At 70.5% G+C, this 25,940-nt stretch carries 24 protein-coding genes; 22 read left to right on the forward strand and 2 right to left on the reverse strand.

What is annotated here, in order from left to right:
* Nucleotides 1-2 precede the first annotated feature (2 nt).
* The 3 genes from secF (at nucleotide 3) to ACZ7DE_RS19115 (ending at nucleotide 4,347) form a co-directional block, all read left to right on the forward strand.
* Entirely contained in the window at nucleotides 3-1,115 is a 1,113-nt protein-coding gene (secF, locus tag ACZ7DE_RS19105; RefSeq protein ID WP_470762607.1) for a protein translocase subunit SecF, read from the forward strand.
* Complete coding sequence (locus ACZ7DE_RS19110) at nucleotides 1,112-1,651, forward strand: adenine phosphoribosyltransferase (protein WP_470762608.1); 540 nt, start codon at nucleotides 1,112-1,114, stop codon at nucleotides 1,649-1,651. The genes secF and ACZ7DE_RS19110 overlap by 4 nt, the downstream gene beginning before the upstream one ends.
* A gap of 170 nt (nucleotides 1,652-1,821) precedes the next feature.
* Nucleotides 1,822-4,347, forward strand: a complete 2,526-nt coding sequence (locus ACZ7DE_RS19115) for a RelA/SpoT family protein (protein ID WP_470762609.1) — start codon at nucleotides 1,822-1,824, stop codon at nucleotides 4,345-4,347.
* A 68-nt stretch (nucleotides 4,348-4,415) separates the two neighbouring features.
* Here ACZ7DE_RS19115 and ACZ7DE_RS19120 read toward each other — a convergent pair whose 3' ends face one another.
* A complete protein-coding gene (locus ACZ7DE_RS19120) occupies nucleotides 4,416-5,645 on the reverse strand; it encodes a DUF349 domain-containing protein (protein ID WP_470762611.1) in 1,230 nt (409 codons plus the stop codon).
* Nucleotides 5,646-5,812: 167 nt separating this feature from the next.
* Nucleotides 5,813-6,628, reverse strand: a complete 816-nt coding sequence (locus ACZ7DE_RS19125; RefSeq protein ID WP_470762613.1) for a peptidylprolyl isomerase — start codon at nucleotides 6,626-6,628, stop codon at nucleotides 5,813-5,815.
* A 180-nt stretch (nucleotides 6,629-6,808) separates the two neighbouring features.
* Here ACZ7DE_RS19125 and ACZ7DE_RS19130 point away from each other — a divergent pair, with 180 nt between their 5' ends.
* From ACZ7DE_RS19130 to nusB, 19 genes are all read left to right on the forward strand, one after another.
* Nucleotides 6,809-7,525, forward strand: coding sequence for an MBL fold metallo-hydrolase (locus ACZ7DE_RS19130; protein WP_470762615.1), 717 nt, complete (start codon nucleotides 6,809-6,811; stop codon nucleotides 7,523-7,525).
* A gap of 13 nt (nucleotides 7,526-7,538) precedes the next feature.
* Nucleotides 7,539-8,801 (forward strand): histidine--tRNA ligase, encoded by a 1,263-nt coding sequence (gene hisS / locus ACZ7DE_RS19135; RefSeq protein WP_470762617.1) that lies wholly within the window; start codon nucleotides 7,539-7,541, stop codon nucleotides 8,799-8,801.
* Between the two features lie 200 nt (nucleotides 8,802-9,001).
* Nucleotides 9,002-9,661 (forward strand): vitamin K epoxide reductase family protein, encoded by a 660-nt coding sequence (locus ACZ7DE_RS19140; RefSeq protein ID WP_470762620.1) that lies wholly within the window; start codon nucleotides 9,002-9,004, stop codon nucleotides 9,659-9,661.
* Nucleotides 9,662-9,776: 115 nt separating this feature from the next.
* Complete coding sequence (locus ACZ7DE_RS19145) at nucleotides 9,777-11,132, forward strand: replication-associated recombination protein A (protein WP_470762622.1); 1,356 nt, start codon at nucleotides 9,777-9,779, stop codon at nucleotides 11,130-11,132.
* 320 nt (nucleotides 11,133-11,452) lie between these two features.
* On the forward strand, nucleotides 11,453-12,067 hold the full coding sequence (rpsD, locus tag ACZ7DE_RS19150; protein WP_015661793.1) for a 30S ribosomal protein S4: 615 nt from the start codon (nucleotides 11,453-11,455) through the stop codon (nucleotides 12,065-12,067).
* 197 nt (nucleotides 12,068-12,264) lie between these two features.
* Entirely contained in the window at nucleotides 12,265-12,705 is a 441-nt protein-coding gene (locus tag ACZ7DE_RS19155; protein ID WP_470762625.1) for a DUF948 domain-containing protein, read from the forward strand.
* 9 nt (nucleotides 12,706-12,714) lie between these two features.
* Complete coding sequence (locus ACZ7DE_RS19160; protein ID WP_470762627.1) at nucleotides 12,715-13,086, forward strand: hypothetical protein; 372 nt, start codon at nucleotides 12,715-12,717, stop codon at nucleotides 13,084-13,086.
* Nucleotides 13,086-15,758 (forward strand): alanine--tRNA ligase, encoded by a 2,673-nt coding sequence (gene alaS, locus ACZ7DE_RS19165; protein WP_470762629.1) that lies wholly within the window; start codon nucleotides 13,086-13,088, stop codon nucleotides 15,756-15,758. The genes ACZ7DE_RS19160 and alaS overlap by 1 nt, the downstream gene beginning before the upstream one ends.
* 8 nt (nucleotides 15,759-15,766) lie before the next feature.
* Nucleotides 15,767-16,231, forward strand: coding sequence for a Holliday junction resolvase RuvX (gene ruvX / locus ACZ7DE_RS19170; RefSeq protein WP_470762842.1), 465 nt, complete (start codon nucleotides 15,767-15,769; stop codon nucleotides 16,229-16,231).
* 124 nt (nucleotides 16,232-16,355) lie between these two features.
* Nucleotides 16,356-18,134, forward strand: a complete 1,779-nt coding sequence (gene mltG, locus ACZ7DE_RS19175; RefSeq protein ID WP_470762630.1) for an endolytic transglycosylase MltG — start codon at nucleotides 16,356-16,358, stop codon at nucleotides 18,132-18,134.
* The gene (locus ACZ7DE_RS19180) at nucleotides 18,115-18,954 is read left to right on the forward strand and encodes a shikimate dehydrogenase (RefSeq protein ID WP_470762631.1); all 840 of its coding nucleotides are present in this window, start codon (nucleotides 18,115-18,117) and stop codon (nucleotides 18,952-18,954) included. The genes mltG and ACZ7DE_RS19180 overlap by 20 nt, the downstream gene beginning before the upstream one ends.
* Nucleotides 18,955-19,013: 59 nt before the next feature.
* A complete protein-coding gene (locus ACZ7DE_RS19185) occupies nucleotides 19,014-19,370 on the forward strand; it encodes a hypothetical protein (protein ID WP_470762632.1) in 357 nt (118 codons plus the stop codon).
* A 193-nt stretch (nucleotides 19,371-19,563) separates the two neighbouring features.
* Nucleotides 19,564-20,748, forward strand: coding sequence for a chorismate synthase (gene aroC / locus ACZ7DE_RS19190; protein WP_470762634.1), 1,185 nt, complete (start codon nucleotides 19,564-19,566; stop codon nucleotides 20,746-20,748).
* Nucleotides 20,745-21,260, forward strand: a complete 516-nt coding sequence (locus tag ACZ7DE_RS19195) for a shikimate kinase (RefSeq protein WP_470762636.1) — start codon at nucleotides 20,745-20,747, stop codon at nucleotides 21,258-21,260. Before aroC ends, ACZ7DE_RS19195 begins: the two co-directional genes overlap by 4 nt.
* Nucleotides 21,257-22,351, forward strand: coding sequence for a 3-dehydroquinate synthase (gene aroB / locus ACZ7DE_RS19200; RefSeq protein WP_470762638.1), 1,095 nt, complete (start codon nucleotides 21,257-21,259; stop codon nucleotides 22,349-22,351). The genes ACZ7DE_RS19195 and aroB overlap by 4 nt, the downstream gene beginning before the upstream one ends.
* A 186-nt stretch (nucleotides 22,352-22,537) precedes the next feature.
* Entirely contained in the window at nucleotides 22,538-23,419 is an 882-nt protein-coding gene (locus tag ACZ7DE_RS19205) for a Pro-rich N-terminal domain-containing protein (protein ID WP_470762640.1), read from the forward strand.
* Between the two features lie 180 nt (nucleotides 23,420-23,599).
* Entirely contained in the window at nucleotides 23,600-24,706 is a 1,107-nt protein-coding gene (locus tag ACZ7DE_RS19210; protein ID WP_470762642.1) for an aminopeptidase P family protein, read from the forward strand.
* A gap of 49 nt (nucleotides 24,707-24,755) precedes the next feature.
* Nucleotides 24,756-25,322 (forward strand): elongation factor P, encoded by a 567-nt coding sequence (gene efp / locus ACZ7DE_RS19215; RefSeq protein ID WP_020117452.1) that lies wholly within the window; start codon nucleotides 24,756-24,758, stop codon nucleotides 25,320-25,322.
* Between the two features lie 2 nt (nucleotides 25,323-25,324).
* The gene (nusB, locus tag ACZ7DE_RS19220) at nucleotides 25,325-25,753 is read left to right on the forward strand and encodes a transcription antitermination factor NusB (protein WP_469183689.1); all 429 of its coding nucleotides are present in this window, start codon (nucleotides 25,325-25,327) and stop codon (nucleotides 25,751-25,753) included.
* Nucleotides 25,754-25,940: the final 187 nt, after the last annotated feature.

Consider the following 25,940-nt stretch of genomic DNA (forward strand, 5'->3'; position numbering starts at 1 on the left):
CGATGTCGAAACTCGGCAATCTCGGCGCCCGACTGCACCGTGGCGAGGTCAGCTATGACTTCATCGGCCACCGCAAGCTCTGGTACGGCATCTCGATCCTGATCACCATCACGGCCATCCTCGGCCTGGCGGTGCGCGGCCTGAACATGGGCATCGACTTCCAGGGCGGCGCCGTCTTCACCACCGAGAAGACCAGCGTCTCCGTCTCCCAGGCCGAGGAGTTCGCCAAGGACGCCTCCGGCCACGACGCGGTCGTGCAGAAGCTGGGCAACGGCACGCTGCGCATCCAGATCGCCGGCATGGACATCCAGGAGTCCAACAAGATCAAGAACGATCTCGCCACGGACCTCGAGGCCGACCCGGAGACGATCACCGCCGAACTGGTCGGTCCCAGCTGGGGCGACCAGATCGCCAACAAGGCCTGGCAGGGCCTGGCGATCTTCATGGTGCTGGTCGTGATCTACCTGGCGATCGCCTTCGAGTGGCGCATGGCCATCGCGGCCCTCGTCGCCCTGATCCACGACATCACCATCACGGTCGGCATCTACGCCCTCGTCGGTTTCGAGGTCACGCCAGGCACGGTGATCGGTCTGCTGACGATCCTCGGCTACTCGCTGTACGACACGGTCGTCGTCTTCGACTCCCTCAAGGAGCAGACGAAGGACCTCACCAAGCAGACCCGCTTCACCTACAGCGAGATCGCCAACCGCTCGATCAACGGCACCCTGGTCCGCTCCATCAACACCACGGTCGTCGCGCTGCTGCCGGTGGCCGGTCTGCTGTTCATCGGCGGCGGCGTCCTCGGCGCGGGCACCCTCAACGACATCTCGCTGTCGCTGTTCGTCGGTCTCGCGGCCGGCGCCTACTCCTCGATCTTCATCGCCACGCCGCTCGTCGCCGACCTCAAGGAGCGCGAGCCGCAGATCAAGGCGCTGCGCAAGCGCGTCCTGGCCAAGCGTGCCCAGGGCGCCACCGAGGAGGCGCCGGCGCAGACCCGCGGCGCCGACGTCTACGACGACGAGCCGGAGGACGCCGCGCCGGCGGTCGTCGGCCCGCGCAACCAGCCCGCGTCCCGTGGCCGGGGCCGCGGCCGTCCCTCGGGGAAGCGCCGGTGACCGAGATCAAGGACCTGCTGCTCAGTCGCATCCGTGACGTGGCCGACTACCCGGAGCCGGGCGTGATGTTCAAGGACATCACCCCGCTCCTGGCGGACCCGGCGGCGTTCACCGCGCTCACCGACGCCTTCGCCGAGATCGCCGAACGCACCGGAGCCACCAAGATCGTCGGTCTGGAGGCCCGGGGCTTCATCCTGGGCGCCCCGGTCGCCGTCCGCGCCGGGCTCGGCTTCATCCCGGTGCGCAAGGCGGGCAAGCTCCCCGGAGCGACCCTCGGCCAGGCCTACGACCTGGAGTACGGCTCGGCCGAGATCGAGGTGCACGCGGAGGACCTGACCGCCGCAGACCGCGTGCTGATCGTCGACGACGTGCTCGCCACCGGCGGCACCGCCGAGGCCTCGATCCAGCTCATCCACCGTGCGGGCGCCGACGTCGCGGGCGTGGCCGTGCTGATGGAGCTGGGCTTCCTCAACGGCCGGCCCCGGCTCGAGGCGGCGCTCCGCGGAGCTCCCCTGGAGTCCCTGCTGACGATCTGAGAAGCGCCGTTCCACGCGTGGGCGGGCCCGGAGGAATCCGGTGCCCGCCCCTTGCGTTCCGCCGGCGGACAGCCCTCTCACCGGCCTGAAGGCGATCCTGGGGCCCGGGATGGCTACGATGGGTTCTCCGGAGCCTGACCGGGGACCCGGATCGCGCACGAGGAGTCCTCTTGCCAGACGAGGCCCAGCACCTGACCGCCGCCAAGCCCGAGTCCGCCTCGGGCCCCGCGGCCACGCCCGCGTCGCACGCGAAGGACGACGGCCGCGGGCCGGTCGAGCACGACCGTTCCGCGCCTGTCGACAGGCCGGCCGAGCCGCCCCGCCCCAAGCCGGCCCCGCCCGAGCCCGCCGCGGCCGCGCCCGCCGGCCGCCCGGCCGCCGCGCAGCCGCCCGCCCGCTCCGGCTCCTCCAACCGCGTCCGCGCCCGCCTCGCCCGTCTCGGCGTCCAGCGCACGAACCCCTACAACCCGGTCCTGGAACCGCTGCTGCGGATAGTGCGCAGCAACGACCCCAAGATCGAGACGTCGACGCTGCGCCAGATCGAGAAGTCCTACCAGGTCGCGGAGCGCTGGCACCGCGGTCAGAAGCGCAAGAGCGGCGACCCGTACATCACCCACCCCCTCGCCGTGACGACGATCCTCGCCGAGCTGGGCATGGATCCGGCGACCCTGATGGCGGGCCTGCTGCACGACACCGTCGAGGACACCGAGTACGGCCTGGAGGACCTGCGCCGCGACTTCGGCGACCAGGTCGCCCTGCTGGTCGACGGCGTCACCAAGCTGGACAAGGTCAAGTTCGGCGAGGCGGCGCAGGCCGAGACCGTGCGCAAGATGGTCGTCGCCATGGCCAAGGACCCGCGCGTCCTGGTCATCAAGCTCGCCGACCGCCTGCACAACATGCGCACCATGCGCTACCTCAAGCGCGAGAAGCAGGAGAAGAAGGCGCGCGAGACCCTCGAGATCTACGCGCCGCTCGCCCACCGCCTGGGCATGAACACCATCAAGTGGGAACTGGAGGACCTCGCCTTCGCGATCCTCTACCCCAAGATGTACGACGAGATCGTCCGGCTGGTGGCCGAGCGGGCACCGAAGCGGGACGAGTACCTGGCCATAGTGACCGACGAGGTCCAGGCCGACCTGCGCGCCGCCCGCATCAAGGCGACCGTCACCGGCCGCCCGAAGCACTACTACAGCGTCTACCAGAAGATGATCGTCCGCGGCCGCGACTTCGCGGAGATCTACGACCTGGTGGGCATCCGCGTCCTCGTGGACACCGTCCGCGACTGCTACGCCGCCCTCGGCACCGTGCACGCGCGATGGAACCCGGTCCCCGGCCGGTTCAAGGACTACATCGCGATGCCCAAGTTCAACATGTACCAGTCGCTGCACACCACGGTCATCGGCCCCAACGGCAAGCCGGTCGAACTGCAGATCCGCACGTTCGACATGCACCGCCGCGCCGAGTACGGCATCGCCGCGCACTGGAAGTACAAGCAGGAGGCCGTCGCCGGCGCCTCCAAGGTGCGCTCGGACCAGCCGAGGACCACCGGCAAGGACGACCACCTCAACGACATGGCCTGGCTGCGCCAGCTCCTCGACTGGCAGAAGGAGACCGAGGACCCCGGCGAGTTCCTGGAGTCCCTGCGCTTCGACCTGTCGCGCAACGAGGTCTTCGTGTTCACCCCCAAGGGCGACGTCATAGCGCTGCCGGCAGGTGCCACGCCGGTGGACTTCTCCTACGCGGTGCACACCGAGGTGGGCCACCGCACCATAGGAGCCCGGGTCAACGGGCGCCTGGTGCCGCTGGAGTCGACCCTGGACAACGGCGACCTGGTGGAGGTCTTCACCTCCAAGGCGGCCGGGGCCGGGCCGTCCCGGGACTGGCTGAACTTCGTCAAGTCGCCGCGGGCCCGCAACAAGATCCGGGCGTGGTTCTCCAAGGAGCGCCGCGACGAGGCGATCGAGCAGGGCAAGGACGCCATCGTCCGCGCGATGCGCAAGCAGAACCTGCCGATCCAGCGCATCCTCACCGGCGACTCGCTGGTGACGCTCGCCCACGAGATGCGCTACTCGGACATCTCCGCGCTGTACGCGGCGATCGGCGAGGGCCACGTCTCCGCGCAGAACATCGTGCAGAAGCTGGTCCAGGCGCTCGGCGGCGAGGAGGCGGCCAGCGAGGAGATCGACGAGACGGTCCCGCCGTCGCGCAGCCGCAGCCGCAAGCGGCGCAGCAACCAGGACCCGGGCGTGGTCGTCAAGGGCGTCGACGACGTGTGGGTCAAGCTGGCCCGCTGCTGCACCCCCGTCCCCGGCGACCCGATCATCGGTTTCGTCACGCGCGGCAGCGGCGTATCGGTTCACCGCAGCGACTGCGTCAACGTCGAGTCCCTGTCCCGGGAGCCGGAGCGCATTCTCGACGTCGAGTGGGCGCCGACGCAGTCCTCGGTCTTCCTGGTCGCCATCCAGGTCGAGGCCCTGGACCGCTCCCGCCTCCTCTCGGACGTCACGCGCGTCCTGTCCGACCAGCACGTGAACATCCTCTCCGCGGCCGTGCAGACGTCCCGGGACCGGGTGGCCACCTCCCGCTTCACCTTCGAGATGGGCGACCCCAAGCACCTGGGTCACGTCCTGAAGGCCGTACGCGGGGTCGAGGGCGTCTACGACGTCTACCGGGTGACATCGGCCCGCCGGCCGTAGCCGGAGCGCGCGAGAGGCCCCCGTACGCGATGCACGGGGGCCTCTTCGTCGTCCGGTTCGGGCGGGGATCAGCCGCCGAACTCGTGCAGGCCCTTCAGAGCCTGGTCCAGCAGCGCCTGGCGGCCCTCCAGCTCCCGCTCCAGCTTGTCGGCCTTCGCGGTGTTGCCCTGGGCACGCGCCTGCTCGATCTGCGCCTTCAGCTTGTCCACGGCGCCCTGGAGCTGACCGGTCAGACCCTCGGCACGCGCACGCGCCTCCGGGTTCGTCCGGCGCCACTCGGCCTCCTCGGACTCCTGGATGGCCCGCTCCACCGCGTGCATCCGGCCCTCGATCTTCGGCCGGGCGTCCCGCGGCACGTGACCGATGGCCTCCCAGCGCTCGTTGATCGAACGGAACGAGGCGCGCGCCGCCTTCAGGTCGCCGATCGGCAGCAGCTTCTCGGCCTCCTCGGCCAGCTCCTCCTTGAGCTTCAGGTTCTCCGTCTGCTCCGCGTCCCGCTCGGCGAACACCGAGCTGCGGGCGGCGAAGAAGACGTCCTGGGCGCCGCGGAAGCGGTTCCACAGGTCGTCCTCGTGCTCGCGCTGGGCGCGGCCCGCGGCCTTCCAGTCCGCCATCAGCTCGCGGTAGCGCGCCGCCGTCGGACCCCAGTCCGTCGAACCGGACAGCGCCTCGGCCTCGGAGACCAGCCGCTCCTTGGTGCGGCGGGCCTCCTCGCGCTGGGCGTCCAGCTGCGCGAAGTGCGCCTTGCGGCGCTTGGAGAACGCCGAGCGCGCGTGCGAGAACCGGTGCCACAGCTCGTCGTCCGACTTGCGGTCCAGCCGCGGCAGACCCTTCCAGGTGTCCACCAGCGCCCGCAGGCGTTCACCGGCGGCCCGCCACTGGTCCGACTGCGCCAGCTGCTCCGCCTCGGTGACCAGGTCCTCCTTGGCCTTGCGGGCCTCGTCGGACTGCTTCGCGCGCTGCTGCTTGCGCTCCTCGCGCCGCGACTCGACGGTCGCCACCAGCTTGTCCAGCCGGTCCCGCAGCGCCTGGAGATCACCGACCGCGTGGTGCGCGTCGACCTGCTCGCGGATGTGGTCGATCGCGACCTGGGCGTCCTTGGCCGACAGGTCGGTGGTCTGCACTCGCTTCTCGAGGAGGCCGATCTCGACAACCAGGCCCTCGTACTTGCGCTCGAAGTAGGCCAGCGCCTCCTCGGGGGAGCCTGCCTGCCAGGAACCGACCACCTGCTCGCCGTCGGCCGTACGCACGTACACGGTCCCCGTCTCGTCGACGCGGCCCCACGGGTCGCTGCTCACAGCGCCTCCTCCACATGATGCCTCCGAGGGGCTTCGGCGCCCCTGGGCATCGTCCACAGTTTCGTCACGGCCAACATAGGCGACCGGCGGGCCGCCTGTCCGCATCCAGCGCGAGCGAAATTGCGCAGTTGACCGCCCCTTGTCGCCGACTCGTCGTCGGGCTGTCGTCAGGACTTCGTGACCGTCGCCTTGTCGATCACGACCGTCGCGTTCGGGGCGCCGTCACCGGCACCGGTGTTCTCGCCCGCGGCGGCGATCTTCTGCAGAACCTTCATGCCGTCGGCCGACACCGTGCCGAACGGCGTGTAGCTCGGCGGCAGCTGACTGTCCTGGTAGACGAGGAAGAACTGGCTGCCGCCGGTGTGCGCCTGGCCGGTGTTGGCCATCGCGACCGTGCCCGCCGGGTAGACGTTGGCCTTGAGGCTGGAGTCCTTCAGGTTCTCGTCCGGGATCGTGTAGCCGGGACCGCCGCTGCCGCTGCCCGTCGGGTCGCCGCACTGCAGCACGTAGATGCCGTTGGTGGTGAGGCGGTGGCACTTGGTGTGGTCGAAGTAGCCCTTGCCGGCGAGGAAGCTGAACGAGTTCACCGTGTGCGGCGCGGCCTTCGCCTTGAGCGCTATGTCGATGTCCCCGCAGGTCGTCGCCAGCGTCATGGTGTACTTGGCCGACTTGTCGATGGTGACCGCCGGCTCCTTCTTCCAGGTCTGCTTCGCGACCGCCCCGGCGGCCGCCTTCTCGCACGGGTCCTTCGCCGCGCTGGGCGACGCGGCCGGCGTCGTCTCCGAGCCGGCGTTCGTCTTGTCGTCGTCCTTGAGCACACCGGTCGTGTACAGCGCCAGGCTGCCGATGACGACCACGCCGAGCACCGACGCGATCACCGAGTTGCGCATGCGCGCCTTGCGTCGCGCGCTCGTGCGCCGCTGCTGCTGCCGCAAGAACTTCTCCCGGGCGAGCTGACGCTTCCGCTGTTCCTGGGTGACCACCGGATGTTCTCCTCATGCGTCTCGTACGTCGACTGGGACGCGTGCGTCTTGTGAGCCGACCGCCTGCGTGTGCCCCGTACCGTATATGGGTTCGCTGAGGAAACGGCAGCGCCGGTAGGCTCTGACCACTGGCGCAGCCGCCCAGAAGCCCACGCGTATCGACACAAACGAAGGACGATCGTGCTCATTGCCGGGTTCCCCGCCGGGGCATGGGGGACGAACTGTTATCTCGTCGCCCCCGCCGCCGGTGAGGAGTGCGTGATCATCGACCCGGGCCACCAGGCGGCCCCAGGCGTCGAGGAAGCGATCCGAAAGCATCGGCTCAAGCCCGTCGCCGTCGTCCTCACCCACGGCCACATCGACCATGTGGCCTCGGTCGTCCCGGTGTGCGGCGCGCACGACGTACCGGCCTGGATCCACCCCGAGGACCGGTACATGATGAGCGACCCCGAGAAGGCGCTCGGCCGCTCCATCGGGATGCCGCTGATGGGCGAGCTGACCGTGGGCGAGCCGGACGACGTCCGTGAGCTGACCGACGGCGCGAAGCTGGATCTGGCGGGTCTGCGGTTCTCCGTCGCGCACGCCCCGGGCCATACCAAGGGGTCGGTGACCTTCCGGATGCCCGAGACGAGCGACGTCCCGTCGGTCTTCTTCTCCGGGGATCTGCTGTTCGCCGGCTCCATCGGACGCACCGACCTGCCCGGCGGTGACATGGCCGAGATGCTCGAATCGCTGGCCCGCGTGTGCCTGCCGCTCGAGGACTCGACCGTGGTGCTGTCCGGCCACGGCCCCCAGACGACCATCGGCCAGGAGCGCGCCGCCAACCCGTATCTGCGGCAGGTGGCGGCCGACGGCCAGGGTGCGGGTTCGAACACCCCTCCCCGACGAGGAATGTGACGAGAGACCTTCCGTGAGTACCTTCCAGGCCCCCAAGGGCACGTACGACCTGATCCCGCCGGACAGCGCCAAGTTCCTCGCCGTCCGCGAGGCCATCGCCGCCCCGCTGCGCAACTCCGGGTACGGCTACATCGAGACGCCCGGCTTCGAGAGCGTGGAACTCTTCGCGCGCGGCGTCGGTGAGTCGACCGACATCGTGACGAAGGAGATGTACGCCTTCGAGACCAAGGGCGGCGACCGGCTCGCGCTGCGGCCCGAAGGCACGGCGTCCGTGCTGCGCGCCGCGCTCGAGGCCAACCTGCACAAGGCGGGCAACCTGCCGGTCAAGCTCTGGTACTCCGGCTCGTACTACCGCTACGAGCGCCCGCAGAAGGGCCGCTACCGCCACTTCTCCCAGGTCGGCGCCGAGGCGATCGGCGCCGAGGACCCGGCGCTGGACGCCGAGCTGATCATCCTGGCCGACCAGGCGTACCGCTCGCTGGGCCTGCGGAACTTCCGCATCCTGCTCAACAGCCTGGGCGACAAGGAGTGCCGGCCGGTGTACCGGGAGGCGCTCCAGAGCTTCCTGCGCGGCCTCGACCTGGACGAGGACACCCTGCGCCGGTCGGAGATCAACCCGCTGCGCGTGTTGGACGACAAGCGGGACTCGGTCCAGAAGCAGCTCGGGGACGCCCCGCTGCTGCGCGACTACCTCTGCGACGCCTGCAAGGCGTACCACGAGGAGGTCCGCGAGCTGATCACGGCGGCGGGCGTCTCCTTCGAGGACGACCCGAAGCTGGTCCGCGGCCTGGACTACTACACCCGTACGACCTTCGAGTTCGTCCACGACGGCCTGGGCTCCCAGTCCGCGGTGGGCGGCGGCGGCCGCTACGACGGTCTGTCGGAGATGATCGGCGGCCCGGCGCTGCCGTCCGTGGGCTGGGCTCTCGGCGTCGACCGCACGGTCCTCGCCCTGGAGGCGGAGGGCGTCGAGCTCGACCTCCCGTCGGCGACCTCCGTCTACGCCGTACCGCTCGGCGAGGAGGCCCGCCGGGTGCTGTTCGCCAAGATCACCGAGTTGCGCAAGCTCGGGGTCGCGGCCGACTTCACCTACGGCGCGAAGGGGCTGAAGGGCGCGATGAAGAACGCCAACCGCAGCGGCGCCCGCTACGCGATCGTCGCGGGCGAACGCGATCTCGCCGAGGGCGTCGTCCAGCTCAAGGACATGGAGTCCGGCGAGCAGACGTCGATCGGCGTGAACGAGATCGTGGCCGAGCTGGAGTCGAGGCTGGGCTAGCGCCGCCGGGTGCCGGGTCGTCCGATCCGGCACCCTTCGTTCGCGTGTGCTGTCCCGCTTCGCCCATCGGCCGAAACCGAACGCTCGGGCGCGGGTGAACGTACTTCCTTATGTCCACCGAACGGTGGAGACATGGTCCCGTGCGGCACAATGGCCCCTGCCCGGAGAAGGTCCAACTCTCAAGTGACGGAATCGGCGTGATGAGCAAGACGACAGTCAAAGACGTCTCCACGGAGTCCGAGCCCGAGCGCGTCGCCGCGAGCGAGCAGCGGACGGAGGGCGGCAGCCGTGCGTTCGCGATCCTGCTGTTGATCACCGGTGCGGCCGGCCTGCTCGCCGCCTGGGTCATCACGATCGACAAGTTCAAGATCCTCGAAGCCAAGGTGGCGGGCACGACCTTCACGCCCAGCTGCAGCATCAGCCCGATCATCAGCTGCGGCAGCGTGATGGAGAGCAAGCAGGCCTCGGCCTTCGGCTTCCCGAACCCGATGCTCGGCCTGGTCGCGTACGGCATCGTGATCTGCGTCGGGATGAGCCTGCTGACCCGCGCCCGCTTCCCCCGCTGGTACTGGCTGACCTTCAACTTCGGCACGCTCTTCGGCGTGGCGTTCTGCAGTTGGCTGCAGTACCAGTCCCTGTACAAGATCAACGCCCTGTGCCTGTGGTGCTCGCTGGCCTGGGTCGCGACGATCGTCATGTTCTGGTACGTCACCTCGTTCAACGTGCGCAACGGCTTCCTGCCCGCGCCGGGCTGGCTGAAGCGGTTCTTCGGCGAGTTCACCTGGGTCCTGCCGCTCACCCACGTCGGCATCATCGCCATGCTGATCCTGACCCGCTGGGGCGCCGACCTCTGGGCCTGAGCCCGGTTCCGGACCGGACGGCGGCGCGAGGGCCGGGCACCGGCCAGGACGGCTGACGGGACGCCGCACAGGACTCCGGACAGGACTGTCAGACCCCTGACGTAGGCTCCGACGTGTGGAGCCCGACCTGTTCACCGCCGCAGCGGAAGACCGCCAGGAGAAGGACCCCGCAGGGAGCCCCCTGGCGGTCCGAATGCGCCCGCGCACCCTCGACGAGGTGGTGGGCCAGCATCACCTGCTCAAGCCCGGCTCGCCCCTGCGCCGCCTGGTCGGCGAGGGCGCCAAGGGCCCGGCCGGCCCCTCCTCGGTGATCCTCTGGGGGCCGCCCGGCACCGGGAAGACGACCCTGGCGTACGTCGTCTCCAAGGCCACCGACAAGCGGTTCGTCGAGCTGTCCGCCATCACCGCGGGCGTCAAGGAGGTCCGGGCGGTCATCGACGGCGCCCGTCGCGCCATCGGCGGCTTCGGCAAGGAGACCGTCCTCTTCCTCGACGAGATCCACCGCTTCAGCAAGGCCCAGCAGGACTCCCTCCTCCCGGCCGTCGAGAACCGCTGGGTGACGCTGATCGCGGCGACCACCGAGAACCCGTACTTCTCGGTCATCTCGCCGCTCCTCTCCCGCTCCCTGCTGCTGACCCTCGAACCCCTCACGGACGACGACCTCCGCGGCCTCGTCCGGCGCGCCCTGACCGACGAGCGCGGCCTCAAGGACGCCGTCACCCTCCCCGAGGACACCGAGGACCACCTGCTGCGCATCGCCGGCGGCGACGCCCGGCGCGCCCTGACCGCGCTGGAGGCCGCCGCCGGCGCCGCCCTCGACCAGGACGAGACCGAGATCAGCCTCCGGACGCTGGAGCAGACGGTCGACCGTGCGGCGGTGAAGTACGACCGCGACGGCGACCAGCACTACGACGTCGCCAGTGCCCTGATCAAGTCCATCAGGGGCTCGGACGTCGACGCCGCCCTGCACTACCTGGCCCGCATGATCGAGGCCGGCGAGGATCCCCGCTTCATCGCGCGCCGCCTGATGATCTCCGCCAGCGAGGACATCGGCCTCGCCGACCCCAACGCCCTGCCGATCGCGGTCGCCGCCGCCCAGGCCGTCGCCATGATCGGCTTCCCCGAGGCTGCCCTCACCCTCAGCCACGCCACCATCGCCCTCGCCCTGGCCCCCAAGTCCAACGCCGCGACGACCGCGATCGGGGCCGCGCTGGACGACGTCCGCAAGGGACTGGCCGGGCCGGTCCCGCCGCACCTGCGGGACGGGCACTACAAGGGCGCCGCCAAGCTGGGCCACGCCCAGGGCTACGTGTATCCGCACGACCTGCCCGAGGGCATCGCAGCCCAGCAGTACGCCCCGGACGCCATCCACGGCCGTGAGTACTACGCGCCCACCCGGCACGGCGCCGAGGCCCGCTACGCGGACGCGGTCGAGTGGACCAGACAGCACCTCGGTCGCAAGGGGTCGTGAGCACCCTGTAGACTCGCCCGAAGTGCTGCGTCCCGTGTCCGGCCCCAGGCCGGTTCACCAGAACGGGACATCCAGCCGGAGACCCGGCCTTCGGGCAGGGGTCTCCAGGAGCGTCGCGCACCGTCGAACGGTGTCGCGGGCAGCCCACCACCATCCGGAACTCCGGGACAGGTCGGTGGGCCACTCGCGTGCTGCACGTTGTGCCCAGACCAGGGAGCGGCTGCCCGGCCCGTCCGCAAGGACGGAGAACGGGTTTCCCCGGCTGCGGATGCGACCTCCCTTAACCCTGGTGAGCCGTATTCAGGAAAGAGACAAAGACAGTGGCGAATCAGTCCCGCCCCAAGGTCAAGAAGTCGCGTGCCCTCGGCATCGCGCTGACCCCGAAGGCCGTCAAGTACTTCGAGGCCCGCCCCTACCCGCCGGGCGAGCACGGCCGTGGCCGCAAGCAGAACTCGGACTACAAGGTCCGTCTGCTCGAGAAGCAGCGTCTGCGCGCGCAGTACGACGTGTCCGAGCGCCAGCTCGTCCGCGCCTACGAGCGTGCCTCGAAGGTCCAGGGCAAGACCGGTGAGGCCCTGATCATCGAGCTCGAGCGTCGTCTCGACGCGCTGGTCCTGCGTTCGGGCATCGCCCGCACGATCTACCAGGCCCGCCAGATGGTCGTCCACGGCCACATCGAGGTCAACGGTCAGAAGGTCGACAAGCCGTCCTTCCGCGTCCGTCCCGACGACGTCGTGATGGTCCGCGAGCGCAGCCGCGAGAAGACCCTCTTCTCCATCGCCCGTGAGGGTGGCTTCGCCCCCGAGGGTGAGACCCCGCGCTACCTCCAGGTGAACCTCAAGGCCCTGGCGTTCCGCCTGGACCGTGAGCCGAACCGCAAGGAGATCCCGGTGATCTGCGACGAGCAGCTCGTCGTCGAGTACTACGCCCGCTGATCCTCTCCCGGATCGGTCTGCGGCGGTCGTAGGACTTCTGCGCCCCGGCCCGTCGTCTCCCTGCCCCTCGGGGCGGGCGGGGCGGCGGGCCTTCGCGTACCCCTAATCCGGTACGGACCGGCGGCGTCGGCGCGATAGGCTCGCCTCCAGAGAAGCTGCAGAGACAGCTGTCCGTCAGCACAGGGAGCGGGTGCGCAGTGTCCGGTGGAGAGGTGGCCGGCATCCTGGTGGCCGTGTTCTGGGCGATCCTGGTGTCCTTCCTCGCCGTCGCGCTGGCGAGGCTGGCCCAGACGCTCAGGGCGACCACCAAGCTCGTCGCGGACGTGACCGAGCAGGCCGTCCCGCTGCTGGCCGACGCCTCCACGGCGGTGCGCTCGGCGCAGACCCAGATCGACAGGGTCGACGCGATCGCCACCGACGTCCAGGAAGTCACGTCGAACGCCTCGGCGCTGTCCACCACGGTCGCCTCCACCTTCGGCGGCCCCCTGGTGAAGGTCGCCGCCTTCGGCTACGGCGTCCGGCGGGCCCTCGGCGGCCGCCAGGACGACGTACCCGCCGGGGACCCCCGACGTACCGTGATCGTGGGCCGGACGATCTCCCGGCGGGAGAAGCGCAAGCCCCGTGGAAAGAGGGACTGAGAGCCAGCGATGTTCCGCCGCACCTTCTGGTTCAGTACGGGCGTCGCCGCCGGTGTCTGGGCCACCACCAAGGTCAACCGCAAGCTGAAGCAGCTGACCCCCGAGAGCCTTGCCGCGACCGCGGCCAACAAGGCGCTCGAGACGGGAGCACGCCTCAAGGACCGCGCGGTGGGCTTCGCGCTCGACGTCCGCGACAACATGGCGCAACGGGAGGCCGAGTTGGGGGAGGCGCTGGGGATCCGCGAGAACCCCGAACTCCCCGCACCCCGGCGGTACCCCGCCATCGAGAACAACCGCAGCACCCCCCGACACGTCGAGCACCTCGACGACACGACGTACTCGCAGAAGAAGAACCCGTACAACCGGAATGAGGACCACTGATGGAGTCGGCCGAGATTCGCCGCCGCTGGCTGAGCTTCTTCGAGGAGCGCGGGCACACCGTCGTCCCTTCGGCGTCGCTCATCGCGGACGACCCGACTCTGCTCCTCGTCCCCGCCGGCATGGTGCCGTTCAAGCCCTACTTCCTGGGTGAGGTCAAGCCGCCCTTCCGGCGCGCCACCAGCGTGCAGAAGTGCGTGCGCACGCCCGACATCGAAGAGGTCGGCAAGACCACCCGCCACGGCACGTTCTTCCAGATGTGCGGCAACTTCTCCTTCGGCGACTACTTCAAGGAAGGCGCCGTCAAGTACGCCTGGGAGCTGCTCACCACGCCCCAGGACAAGGGCGGTTACGGCCTCGACCCCGAGCGTCTGTGGATCACCGTCTACAAGGACGACGACGAGGCCGAGCGCATCTGGCACGACGTCGTCGGCGTGCCCAAGGAGCGCATCCAGCGCCTCGGCATGAAGGACAACTACTGGTCCATGGGCGTCCCCGGCCCCTGCGGACCGTGTTCCGAGATCAACTACGACCGCGGCCCCGAGTTCGGCGTCGAGGGCGGCCCCGCCGTCAACGACGAGCGGTACGTGGAGATCTGGAACCTCGTCTTCATGCAGTACGAGCGCGGCGAGGGCATCGGCAAGGACAACTTCGAGATCCTGGGCGACCTGCCGAGCAGGAACATCGACACGGGCCTCGGCATGGAGCGGCTCGCCATGATTCTGCAGGGCGTGCAGAACATGTACGAGATCGACACCTCCATGGCCGTCATCAAGAAGGCCACCGAGCTGACCGGCGTCGAGTACGGCCGGGCCCATGAATCCGACGTCTCCCTGCGCGTGGTCACCGACCACATGCGCACGTCCGTGATGCTCATCGGCGACGGCGTCACCCCCGGCAACGAGGGCCGCGGGTACGTCCTGCGCCGCATCATGCGCCGCGCCATCCGCAACATGCGCCTCCTCGGCGCCACCGGCCCGGTCGTCAAGGACCTCATCGACACGGTCATCGAGATGATGGGCCAGCAGTACCCGGAGCTGGTCACCGACCGCGAGCGCATCGAGAAGGTCGCCCTCGCCGAGGAGAACGCCTTCCTCAAGACGCTCAAGGCCGGCACCAACATCCTCGACACCGCCGTCTCCGACACCAAGGCCTCCGGCGGCACGGTCCTCGCCGGCGACAAGGCCTTCCTGCTCCACGACACCTGGGGCTTCCCGATCGACCTCACCCTGGAGATGGCCGCCGAGCAGGGGCTGTCCGTGGACGAGGACGGCTTCCGCCGCCTGATGAAGGAACAGCGGGAGCGCGCCAAGGCCGACGCCCAGGCCAAGAAGACCGGTCACGCCGGGGTCGGCGCCTACCGCGAGATCGCCGACCAGGCCGGCGAGACCGACTTCATCGGCTACTCGGACACCGAGGGCGAGTCCACCATCGTCGGCATCCTTGTCGACGGTGTGTCCTCGCCCGCCGCCATCGAGGGCGACGAGGTCGAGATCGTCCTCGACCGCACCCCGTTCTACGCCGAGGGCGGCGGCCAGATCGGCGACACCGGCCGGATCAAGGTCGACACCGGCGCCGTCATCGAGATCCGCGACTGCCAGAAGCCGGTTCCGGGGGTCTACGTCCACAAGGGCGTCGTCCAGGTCGGCGAGGTCACCGTCGGCGCCACGGCCCAGGCCTCGATCGACTCCCGTCGGCGCACGGCCATCGCCCGCGCCCACTCGGCCACCCACCTCACCCACCAGGCCCTGCGCGACGCCCTCGGCCCGACGGCCGCCCAGGCCGGTTCCGAGAACCAGCCCGGCCGTTTCCGCTTCGACTTCGGCTCCCCGTCCGCCGTTCCGACGGCCGTGATGACCGACGTCGAGCAGAAGATCAACGAGGTGCTCGCCCGCGAACTGGACGTCCAGGCCGAGGTCATGGGCATCGACGAGGCCAAGAAGCAGGGCGCCATCGCCGAGTTCGGCGAGAAGTACGGCGAGCGCGTCCGCGTCGTCACCATCGGCGACTTCTCCAAGGAGCTGTGCGGCGGCACGCATGTGCACAACACCGCCCAGCTCGGCCTGGTGAAGCTGCTCGGCGAGTCCTCCATCGGTTCCGGCGTGCGCCGTATCGAGGCCCTCGTCGGCGTCGACGCCTACAACTTCCTGGCCCGTGAGCACACGGTCGTCGCCCAGCTCCAGGAGCTGATCAAGGGCCGTCCGGAGGAGCTTCCGGAGAAGGTCTCCGCCATGCTCGGCAAGCTGAAGGACGCCGAGAAGGAGATCGAGAAGTTCCGCGCGGAGAAGGTCCTGCAGGCCGCCGCCGGTCTCGTCGAGTCGGCCAAGGACGTGCACGGCGTCGCTCTCGTCACCGGCCAGGTCCCGGACGGCACCACGCCGGACGACCTGCGCAGGCTGGTCCTCGACGTGCGCGGCCGCATCCAGGGCGGCCGGGCCGCCGTGGTCGCCCTGTTCACGGTCAACAACGGCAAGCCGCTGACGGTCATCGCCACCAACGAGGCCGCCCGCGAGCGTGGTCTCAAGGCCGGTGACCTGGTCCGCGCCGCCGCCAAGACCCTCGGCGGCGGCGGTGGCGGCAAGCCGGACGTCGCCCAGGGCGGTGGCCAGAACCCGGCCGCCGTCGGTGACGCCGTCGACGCCGTCGAGCGGCTCGTGGCGGAAACGGCCAAGTGAGCGATCCGATGCGCAAGGGCCGTCGACTCGCGATCGATGTCGGGGACGCCCGGATCGGGGTCGCCTCGTGCGACCCCGACGGGATCCTCGCCACTCCGGTGGAGACGGTCCCCGGCCGGGACCTCCCGGCGGCTCACCGCCGGCTGAGGCAGCTCGTCGACGAGTACGAGCCGATCGAGGTCGTCGTCGGCCTCCCTCGCTCCCTCAAGGGGGGCGAGGGCCCCGCCGCGGTGAAGGTGCGTGGTTTCGCCCAGGAGCTGGCCAAGGGCATCGCGCCCGTCCCCGTCCGTCTGGTCGACGAGCGGATGACGACCGTGACGGCCAGTCAGGGACTGCGCGCCTCAGGGGTGAAGGCGAAGAAGGGCCGCTCGGTGATCGACCAGGCAGCCGCTGTGATCATCCTTCAACAGGCGCTGGAATCCGAACGAGTGTCAGGTAAACAACCGGGCGAGGGCGTCGAAGTGGTCATCTGATCGCGATACGGTAACGTTCCGCGCGATGCGGTGGTGTTCGAACAGTCGCCGCACAGAGAGAGGCGGAACGGTGACGGGCCCGGCGAAGGCCGAGTGATCGCCGCCTCGCGGCTCTAGGGGATCGATGACTGAGTATGGCCGGGGCCCAGGCTCCGAACCGTGGCATCCGGAGGACCCGTTGTACGGGGACGGCGGATGGGAAGGGCAGCAGGCCCACACGGGTCATCAGCCTGCCTACGGCGGCCAGCAGCAGCATCACTACCCGCAGCAGCAGGCGCAGCAGTCGGAGTACGGCGACTGGAACCAGGGCCAGGCGCAGCAGTACGACCAGCAGCAGTACGACCCGCAGTACCAGGACGACCCGCAGTACCAGGGCTACGGCCAGCAGCAGTACGTCGACCAGGGTCAGCAGCAGTACGCCCACCAGAACCAGCACGGGTACCACGAGGGATACCAGGAGGGCGGCTGGGACGGCACGGGCACCCATGCCCACGTCCCCTACGCGGCCGATCCCGGAGACCCCTACGGCCAGCAGGCCGCCGCCTACGGCGCCGAGCAGCCCGACCTCTACGGCACCCCCGACGCGTATCCGCCGCCGGAGCCGCCCGCCCGGCGGTACGCCGAGCCCGAGCCCGAACCGGCGCCCGAGGCCGCGCCGGAAGCGGAAGCCGAGCAGAGGACCGACTGGGATCCGGGGCCCGACCAGGGTGAGCACGCCTTCTTCGCGGGCGGCGGCGCCGACGACGACGAGGACGACGACGAGCCGGACCGCGGGAGCCGCCGCAGCCGCGGAGGCAAGGGCGCGAAGGGCGGGAAGAGCAAGAAGGGCCGCAGCGGCTGCGCCTGTCTCGTGGTCGTGCTGGTGTTCGGCGGCGGCGTCGCAGGCATCGGCTACTTCGGCTACGACTACTACAAGAATCGTTACGGCTCCGCTCCGGACTACGCGGGCGCGGGCACGGGCGCGAGCGTGAGCGTCGAGGTGCCCAAGGGCTCCGGCGGCGCCGAGATCGGCCGACTGCTGAAGAACGCCGGCGTGGTCAAGAGCGTCGACGCGTTCGTGTCGGCGTTCACGAACAATCCGGACGCCGGCAGCATCCAGGCGGGCGCGTACATCCTGAAGAAGCAGATGTCCGCGAAGAGCGCCGTGGAGATGATGCTCGACCCGAAGAGCCAGGCCAACGTGGTGGTGACGCCGGGGCAGCGGAACGTCGCGGTGTACAAGAAGATCGACACGAAACTGGGTCTTTCCGCGGGTACCACCAGGAACGTCGCGGAAAAGCAGTACAAAACCCTCGGGTTGCCCGCCTGGGCGAACGACAACAAGGACATCAAGGACCCGTTGGAAGGCTTCCTCTTCCCGGGCACGTACGGCGCGGCCAAGGGCATGAAGCCGGAGACGGTCCTGAAGGCGATGGTCGCCCACGCCAACGACGTGTACGGCGAGTACGACTTCGAGGCCAAGGCCAAGTCGCTCAAGCTGGACAGTCCGCTGCAGGTCATCACGGTCGCCAGCCTGGTCCAGGCCGAGGGCAAGACGCACGAGGACTACCGCAAGATGGCGGAGGTCGTCTACAACCGGCTCAAGCCCACCAACGACCAGACCAACCAGCTGCTCCAGTTCGACTCGACCTTCAACTACCTGAAGGGCGAGAGCAACATCCACATCAGCGAGTCCGAGATCAACAGCAACAAGGACCCGTACAACACCTACACCAACAAGGGCCTGCCGCCCGGCCCGATCGGCAATCCCGGTGAGGACGCGCTGAAGGCCACGCTGAATCCGACCTCCGACGGCTGGATCTACTTCGTGGCGACCGACGGCAAGAGCAACACCGAATTCGCCAAGACCTACGCGGAATTCAAGCGACTCAAGGACAAGTTCGATGCCAGCTCGGGCAACTGACGTACGCCGGGCCGCGGTGCTCGGCAGCCCCATCGCCCACTCGCTCTCCCCGGTGCTGCACCGCGCCGCGTACGAGGCGCTGGAGCTCACCGGCTGGACGTACGACCGTTTCGACGTCGACGAGGAGGCCCTGCCCGCCTTCGTCGAGGGCCTGGGCGCCGAGTGGGCCGGACTGTCGCTGACCATGCCGCTCAAGCGCGCGGTCATCCCGCTGCTCGACGAGATCAGCGACACGGCGGCCGCCGTAGAGGCGGTCAACACCCTCGTGTTCGCCGAGGACGGCCGCCGGCTCGGAGACAACACCGACATCCCCGGCATGGTCGCCGCGTTGCGCGAGCGTGGAGTCGAACAGGTCGAGTCGGCGGCGATCCTCGGCGCCGGCGCCACCGCCTCCTCCGCGCTGGCGGCCCTGGCCCGGGTCTGCGCCGGTGAGATCGTCGCCTACGTGCGCAGCGACGCCCGCGCCGCCGAGATGCGGCAGTGGGGCGAGCGCCTCGACGTCGAGGTCCGGATCGCCGACTGGACGGCCGCCGCCGACGCCCTGCACTTCCCGCTGGTCGTCGCGACGACGCCGGCCGGGGCCACGGACGCACTCGCGGCCTCGGTGCCGGAACGCCCCGCCACCCTCTTCGACGTGCTCTACGACCCCTGGCCGACCGAGCTGGCCGCCCGCTGGTCCATGTTCGGCGGCGCCGTCGTCAGCGGCCTCGACCTGCTGGTGCACCAGGCGGTGCTGCAGGTGGAGCAGATGACGGGGCGCAGCCCGGTTCCCCTGGACGCCATGCGAAAAGCGGGCGAACACGTGCTCGACGCCCGATAGGATCCGCTCGGTTCCGCAGGGGGCGGAGCAAAGACCGGAGTACCAGGGGGTATCCACTCATGACCACAGGCGTGCCCATAGCGTCCGGAAAGAGCGAGATCTTCGAGATCGTCCTGAAGTTCCTGCCGGACTGGGTGCAGCTGACCGTGCTCGCCCTGGTCGTCGCGGCGGTTCTGATCTCGTGGGGCCTCAAGCTGAAGCACTGGATCGCACGCAGGCGCGGGGTGAGCGCCGGCGCGCCCGTCCAGGCGGCGGCCGGGCACGGGCAGGGGCGGGGCGCGGACTACCTGGGCGCGTACGCGCCGCAGCAGACGCAGCAGACGCAGCAGGCACAGCAGACGCGGGAGCCGAGCGGCGCCGATTTCCTCGGCGCCTACGCGCCGCAGCAGCAGCCCCGGCGGGACGGTTCCGCCTGATCCGCTCCACCGCCCCGCGGCCGTGCCGCCCGGACCGTGACACGTCCGCTTCGTGGACCGGCGGCCGGCGCGGCCCGCGGACGTGGGAGGATCGGAGGTGGCGGGCCCGGGCCGCGCACCTGGTCACGCCGACGACGTACGCGTGGACGCGCGTGCGGCAGGGCACAACAGGCGCGAGCACTGAGGAGCATCGTTGAGCAGGCTGCGTTGGCTGACCGCGGGGGAATCCCACGGTCCCGCACTTGTCGCGACGCTGGAGGGCCTTCCCGCCGGCGTGCCGATCACCACGGAGATGGTGGCCGACCACCTGGCGCGGCGGCGGCTCGGCTACGGCCGCGGTGCGCGGATGAAGTTCGAGCGCGACGAGGTGACCTTCCTCGGCGGTGTCCGGCACGGCCTCACCCTGGGTTCGCCGGTGGCGGTCATGGTGGGCAACACGGAGTGGCCCAAGTGGGAGCAGGTCATGGCGGCCGACCCGGTCGACCCGGAGATCCTGGCCGGCCTCGCCCGCAACGCCCCGCTCACCCGCCCGCGCCCGGGCCACGCCGACCTCGCCGGGATGCAGAAGTACGGCTTCGACGAGGCCCGGCCGATCCTGGAGCGCGCCTCCGCGCGTGAGACCGCCGCCCGCGTCGCGCTCGGCGCCGTCGCCCGGTCGTACCTCAAGGAGACGGCCGGCATCGAGATCGTCTCGCACGTCGTCGAGCTGGCCGCCGCCAAGGCGCCCTACGGCGTCTACCCGACCCCCGCCGACGTCGAGAAGCTGGACGCGGACCCGGTGCGCTGCCTGGACGCGGACGCCTCGAAGGCGATGGTCGCGGAGATCGACCAGGCCCACAAGGACGGCGACACCCTCGGCGGCGTCGTCGAGGTGCTGGCCTACGACGTTCCCGTCGGCCTCGGCTCGCACGTGCACTGGGACCGCCGACTGGACGCCCGTCTGGCCGCCGCCCTGATGGGCATCCAGGCGATCAAGGGCGTCGAGGTCGGCGACGGCTTCGACCTCGCGCGCGTGCCCGGCTCGAAGGCGCACGACGAGATCGTCACCCGGCCCGAGGGCATCCGACGCGCCAGCGGCCGCTCCGGCGGCACCGAGGGCGGTCTGACCACGGGCGAGCTGTTGCGCGTGCGCGCGGCGATGAAGCCGATCGCGACCGTGCCGCGGGCCCTGCAGACGGTGGACGTCGTCACCGGCGAGGCGACCCAGGCGCACCACCAGCGCTCCGACGTGTGCGCGGTCCCGGCGGCCGGCATCGTCGCCGAGGCCATGGTGGCCCTCGTCCTCGCGGACGCGGTGGCGGAGAAGTTCGGCGGCGACAGCGTCACCGAGACCCGCCGCAACGTTCGGTCGTACCTCGACAACCTGCACATCCGATGAGCGGGCCGCTGGTCGTCCTGGTCGGCCCGATGGGCGTGGGCAAGTCCACCGTCGGGCGGCTGCTGGCCGAGCGGCTCGGCGTCGGCTACCGCGACACCGACGACGACATCGTCGACGAGCAGGGCCGCAGCATCGCCGAGATCTTCGTCGACGAGGGCGAGGACGCCTTCCGCGCGATCGAGAAGAGGGCCGTGCACCGCGCGCTCGCCGAGCACGACGGAGTTCTGGCGCTCGGCGGCGGTTCGATCCTGGACGCGGACACACGCGGCCTGCTGGCCGGGCAGCGCGTGGTCTACCTGGCCATGGACGTCGAGGAGGCCGTCAAGCGCACCGGCCTCAACGCGGCCCGCCCGCTGCTCGCCGTGAACCCGCGCAAGCAGTGGCGCGAGCTGATGGAGGCCCGCCGTCACCTGTACGAGTCCGTGGCCACGGCCGTGGTGACGACGGACGGCCGTACGCCCGAAGAGGTCACCCAAGCAGCCCTGGACGCACTGGAGTTGAAGGAAGCATGAGCAGCGAGTCCGTGACGCGGATCCGGATCGGCGGCAGCGCGGGGTCGGAGCCCTACGAGGTGCTGGTGGGCCGTCAGCTGCTGGGGGAGCTCGGCGGGCTGATCGGCGACCGGGTCAAGCGGGTCGCCGTCATCCACCCCGAGGCGCTCGCCGAGACCGGGGACGCGCTCCGCGCCGACCTGGCCGAGCAGGGCTTCGAGGCCGTCGCCATCCAGGTGCCGAACGCCGAGGAGGCCAAGACCGCCGAGGTCGCCGCCTACTGCTGGAAGGCGCTCGGCCAGTCCGGGTTCACCCGCACCGACGTCGTGGTGGGCGTCGGCGGGGGCGCTACCACCGACCTCGCCGGGTTCGTCGCCGCGACCTGGCTGCGCGGGGTGCGCTGGATCGCCGTCCCCACGACCGTGCTCGCGATGGTCGACGCGGCCGTCGGCGGCAAGACCGGCATCAACACCGCCGAGGGCAAGAACCTCGTCGGCTCCTTCCACCCGCCGGCCGGCGTGCTGTGCGACCTGGCCGCGCTGGACTCCCTCCCGGTCAACGACTACGTCTCGGGACTGGCCGAGATCATCAAGGCCGGCTTCATCGCCGACCCGGTGATCCTGGACCTCATCGAGTCCGATCCGCAGGCCGCCCGCACCCCGCAGGGCCCCCACACCGCCGAGCTCATCGAGCGTTCCATCAGGGTGAAGGCGGACGTCGTGTCCTCCGACCTCAAGGAGTCCGGCCTGCGGGAGATCCTCAACTACGGCCACACCCTCGCGCACGCCATCGAGAAGAACGAGCGCTACCAGTGGCGGCACGGCGCGGCCGTCTCGGTGGGTATGCACTTCGCGGCCGAACTGGGCCGCCTGGCGGGCCGGTTGGACGACGCCACGGCCGACCGCCACCGCACGGTCCTGGAGTCGGTGGGTCTCCCGCTGCACTACCGCCACGACCAGTGGCCCAAGCTGCTGGAGAACATGAAGGTCGACAAGAAGTCCCGCGGCGACCTGTTGCGCTTCATCGTCCTGGACGGCCTGGCCAAGCCGACCGTTCTCGAGGGCCCCGACCCGGCCGTCCTGCTCGCCGCGTACGGCGAGGTGGGCGAGTAGGACCGCGGGCGGTCGCGTACGTCCGCCCGGTCGGCTTCCGCCCGATTCGCTTTCCCCACCGGGCACTTCGGGCCGCCCTTGGCCGTTCACCAATCGACGGTCGGGGGCGGTACCGTTCAGTAGCGAAGAGGGGGCCGCGCCCCCACAGCCAGCGCCCATTGCCTGTACGAGACGGAGTGGCACCGGATGCAGCACGCAGTGGGTTCTCCGCTGCCGCCGCCCCATCAGCCGGGGCACGGTCCGGCCGCCGGCTGGTCGCCGGCCGCCCAACACCCCGGCCCGCACCAGCCGGGCAGCACCCCCCAGCACCAGCCGGGCTACCTCGGCGCCCCCTCGGGTCCGGTCCCGTCCGCGCCCCAGCCGCCGGTACCGGCCGTGCCGCCCCCGCCCGCCCCGCAGCACGCCCCCGTCCCGCAGGGCGCCGATACCACCGGGCACGTCCCGCTGCCGCCCGGCGGGCCCGTCCCGATGCCCAGCGCGCCGCCCGCCCCGACGGTCCCCGACCCGGCGGCCACGACGCTCGCGGTGCTGCTGATCGGCCCCGCGGGCGCCGGGAAGACCAGCGTCGCCAAGTACTGGGCCGACCACCGCCGGGTGCCCACCGCCCACGTCAGCCTCGACGACGTGCGCGAATGGGTCCGCTCGGGCTTCGCCGACCCGCAGTCGGGATGGAACGACCACTCCGAGGCCCAGTACCGCCTGGCCCGCCGCACCTGCGGCTTCGCCGCGCGCAACTTCCTGGCCAACGGCATCTCGTGCATCCTGGACGACGCGATCTTCCCCGACCGCCCGGCGGTGGGCCTGGGCGGCTGGAAACGCCATGTGGGCCCCGGCCTCCTGCCCGTCGTCCTTCTGCCCGGCCTCGAAGTGGTCCTGGAGCGCAACGCCGAGCGTTCCGGCAACCGCCGTCTCACCGACGAGGAGGTCGCCCGCATCCACGGCCGCATGGCCGGCTGGTACGGCTCCGGCCTGCCCATCATCGACAACTCGCAGCTGGACGTCCCGACCACGGCACGGGTCCTGGACGAGGTGCTGGCCCGGGCGATCGCGAGCCCGCCGAAGTGGTGAGCACTCTCGTGGACGCCCTGCCGGGCACGCAGGGCTGAGCGCCTCCGGCGCTCACGTCGCACGGGGACCGCGCGAGGTCCGCAGGGGGGCCATGGCCGCCGGGCTGCCGTCCGGTCCGTCCCGTTCCCCCGAACGCCGTCCCAACCGGCGCGATCGGGCCGCCGCTCCTACGCTCGTGTCATGTCAGAGGTCTACGCGTCCCGCCGAACCCGACTACGGGAACGTTGCAGTGCGGCCGGCAGCGCGGCAGCGCTGATCTCCCGCCCCGCCAATGTGAGGTATCTCGCGGGCGCCGCCCCGAACGGCGCCGTCCTGCTGCTCGGCGGCCGGGAGGACCTCCTGGTCTGCTGCGGCCCGCCCGACGACCGTCCGGGCGAGGGCCGGCCGGACGACGCCCTGCGCGTCCACGCCCTGCCGCGCTCCGGCGGTGATCCGGCGGTCGCGGCCGCCGGCCTCCTCATGGCCGAGGGCGGCGACTCCCTCGCCGTCGAGGAACATCACCTCACGGTCGCCCGGCACCGTGAACTCCGCTCGGTCGCGCCCCGGCTGCGCCTGGCCGACCTGGGTGGCGCGGTGGAGCAGTTGAGGGTGGTGAAGGACGAGGAGGAGATCTCCTGTCTGCGGATCGGCGCCGAGATCGCCGACCAGGCCCTGGGGGAGCTGCTGGAATCGATCCTGGTCGGACGCACGGAACGGCATCTCGCCCTCGAACTGGAGCGACGCCTCGTCGACCACGGCGCCGACGGCCCCGCCTTCGCCACGTCCGTCGGCACCGGCCCCCACTCCGGCCACCGCGGGCACCGGCCCACCGACCGGCGCGTCGAGGAGGGCGACTTCCTCTCCGTCTGCCTGGGGGCGGCCTACCGGGGCTACCGCTGCGAGATCGGCCGCACCTTCGTGATCGGGACCTCCCCGGCCGACTGGCAGATCGAGCTCTACGACCTCGTCTTCGCCGCTCAGCGCGCCGGACGCGAGGCCCTGGCACCCGGCGCGGCCTGCCGTGACGTGGACCGCGCGGCCCGCCAGGTGCTCGGCTCCGCGGGGTACTCCGAGGGGCTCCCGGCCCTCACCGGGCACGGTGTCGGACTCGAAATCGAAGAGGACCCGCAGTTGACTCCCGCGGCCATGGGTAAACTGGACGCTTGCGTGCCGGTCACCGTCGAACCCGGGGTCCACCTACCGGGCAGGGGCGGCGTCCGGATCGATGACACGCTCGTCGTGCGCCCCGAGGCGGACGGCGGACCCGAGCTACTCACCATCACGACCAAGGAGCTGCTCGCGCTGTAGGAGTGCGTGCCCCGGGGTCGTCCACGTCAGTCCAGGAGATTCCGCAACCGTGGCTTCCACGAACGACCTCAAGAACGGCCTGGTGCTCAAGCTCGAAGGCGGCCAGCTCTGGTCCGTCGTCGAGTTCCAGCACGTCAAGCCCGGCAAGGGCCCGGCCTTCGTGCGCACCAAGCTCAAGAACGTGCTGTCCGGCAAGGTGGTCGACAAGACCTTCAACGCCGGCGTCAAGGTCGAGACGGCCACTGTCGACAAGCGCGACATGCAGTTCTCGTACATGGACGGCGAGTACTTCGTCTTCATGGACATGGAGACCTACGACCAGCTGATGGTCGACCGCAAGGCCGTCGGCGACGCCGCCAACTTCCTGATCGAGGGGTTCACGGCCACCGTGGCGCAGCACGAGGGCGAGGTGCTCTTCGTCGAGCTGCCGGCCGCCGTCGAGCTCGTCGTCCAGGAGACCGAGCCGGGCCTGCAGGGCGACCGCTCCACCGGCGGCACCAAGCCCGCCACCCTGGAGACCGGTCACCAGATCCAGGTCCCGCTCTTCATCACCACCGGTGAGAAGATCAAGGTCGACACCCGCACCAGCGACTACCTCGGCCGGGTGAACAGCTAACCGTGGCTGCTCGCAACACGGCCCGCAAGCGCGCCTTCCAGATCCTCTTCGAGGGCGACCAGCGCGGAGCCGATGTCCTGACGGTCCTCGCGGACTGGGTCCGGCTCTCCCGGGCCGACACTCGGCAGCCGCCGGTGAGCGAGTACACGATGCAGTTGGTCGAGGGCTACGCGGAGCACGCGCGGCGCATCGACGACCTGATCAGCCAGTACTCGGTCGGCTGGACGCTGGACCGGATGCCGGTCGTCGACCGCAACATCCTGCGGCTCGGCGCCTACGAGCTGATCTGGGCCGACGAGACCCCGGACGCGGTCGTTCTCGACGAGATGGTGCAGTTGGCGAAGGAATTCTCGACCGACGAGTCGCCCTCGTTCGTCAACGGCCTGCTCGGCCGCCTCAAGGAGCTCAAGCCGTCCCTGCGGCGCGAGTAGCCCCGCGGGTGGCCGGGGAACTGCCGGGCCGTGAAGCGGTCTGCGGGCCGTCCACGGCGCGCCGCGCAGTTCCCCCGCGCCCCTGGGGGCGGGGGGAAGGCAGGGGGGTCCCAAAAAAACAGGTGTGGGTCCTCGGAAGTTTCCACACCCCCACGGGGGGGTCGGAGCATCCCATTTCAGCTATCCC

This window comes from Streptomyces sp. NPDC037083 (assembly GCF_055606485.1).

Excerpts from the sequence above, each read along its gene's own strand:
- secF (WP_470762607.1), top strand. The coding sequence starts at position 3 with ATGTCGAAACTCGGCAATCTCGGCGCCCGACTGCACCGTGGCGAGGTC.
- alaS (WP_470762629.1), top strand. The coding sequence starts at position 13,086 with ATGGAGTCGGCCGAGATTCGCCGCCGCTGGCTGAGCTTCTTCGAGGAG.
- ACZ7DE_RS19160 (WP_470762627.1), top strand. The coding sequence starts at position 12,715 with ATGTTCCGCCGCACCTTCTGGTTCAGTACGGGCGTCGCCGCCGGTGTC.
- ruvX (WP_470762842.1), top strand. The coding sequence starts at position 15,767 with ATGCGCAAGGGCCGTCGACTCGCGATCGATGTCGGGGACGCCCGGATC.
- ACZ7DE_RS19140 (WP_470762620.1), top strand. The coding sequence starts at position 9,002 with ATGAGCAAGACGACAGTCAAAGACGTCTCCACGGAGTCCGAGCCCGAG.
- ACZ7DE_RS19210 (WP_470762642.1), top strand. The coding sequence starts at position 23,600 with ATGTCAGAGGTCTACGCGTCCCGCCGAACCCGACTACGGGAACGTTGC.
- ACZ7DE_RS19185 (WP_470762632.1), top strand. The coding sequence starts at position 19,014 with ATGACCACAGGCGTGCCCATAGCGTCCGGAAAGAGCGAGATCTTCGAG.
- mltG (WP_470762630.1), top strand. The coding sequence starts at position 16,356 with ATGACTGAGTATGGCCGGGGCCCAGGCTCCGAACCGTGGCATCCGGAG.
- ACZ7DE_RS19195 (WP_470762636.1), top strand. The coding sequence starts at position 20,745 with ATGAGCGGGCCGCTGGTCGTCCTGGTCGGCCCGATGGGCGTGGGCAAG.
- ACZ7DE_RS19180 (WP_470762631.1), top strand. The coding sequence starts at position 18,115 with ATGCCAGCTCGGGCAACTGACGTACGCCGGGCCGCGGTGCTCGGCAGC.
- ACZ7DE_RS19205 (WP_470762640.1), top strand. The coding sequence starts at position 22,538 with ATGCAGCACGCAGTGGGTTCTCCGCTGCCGCCGCCCCATCAGCCGGGG.
- aroB (WP_470762638.1), top strand. The coding sequence starts at position 21,257 with ATGAGCAGCGAGTCCGTGACGCGGATCCGGATCGGCGGCAGCGCGGGG.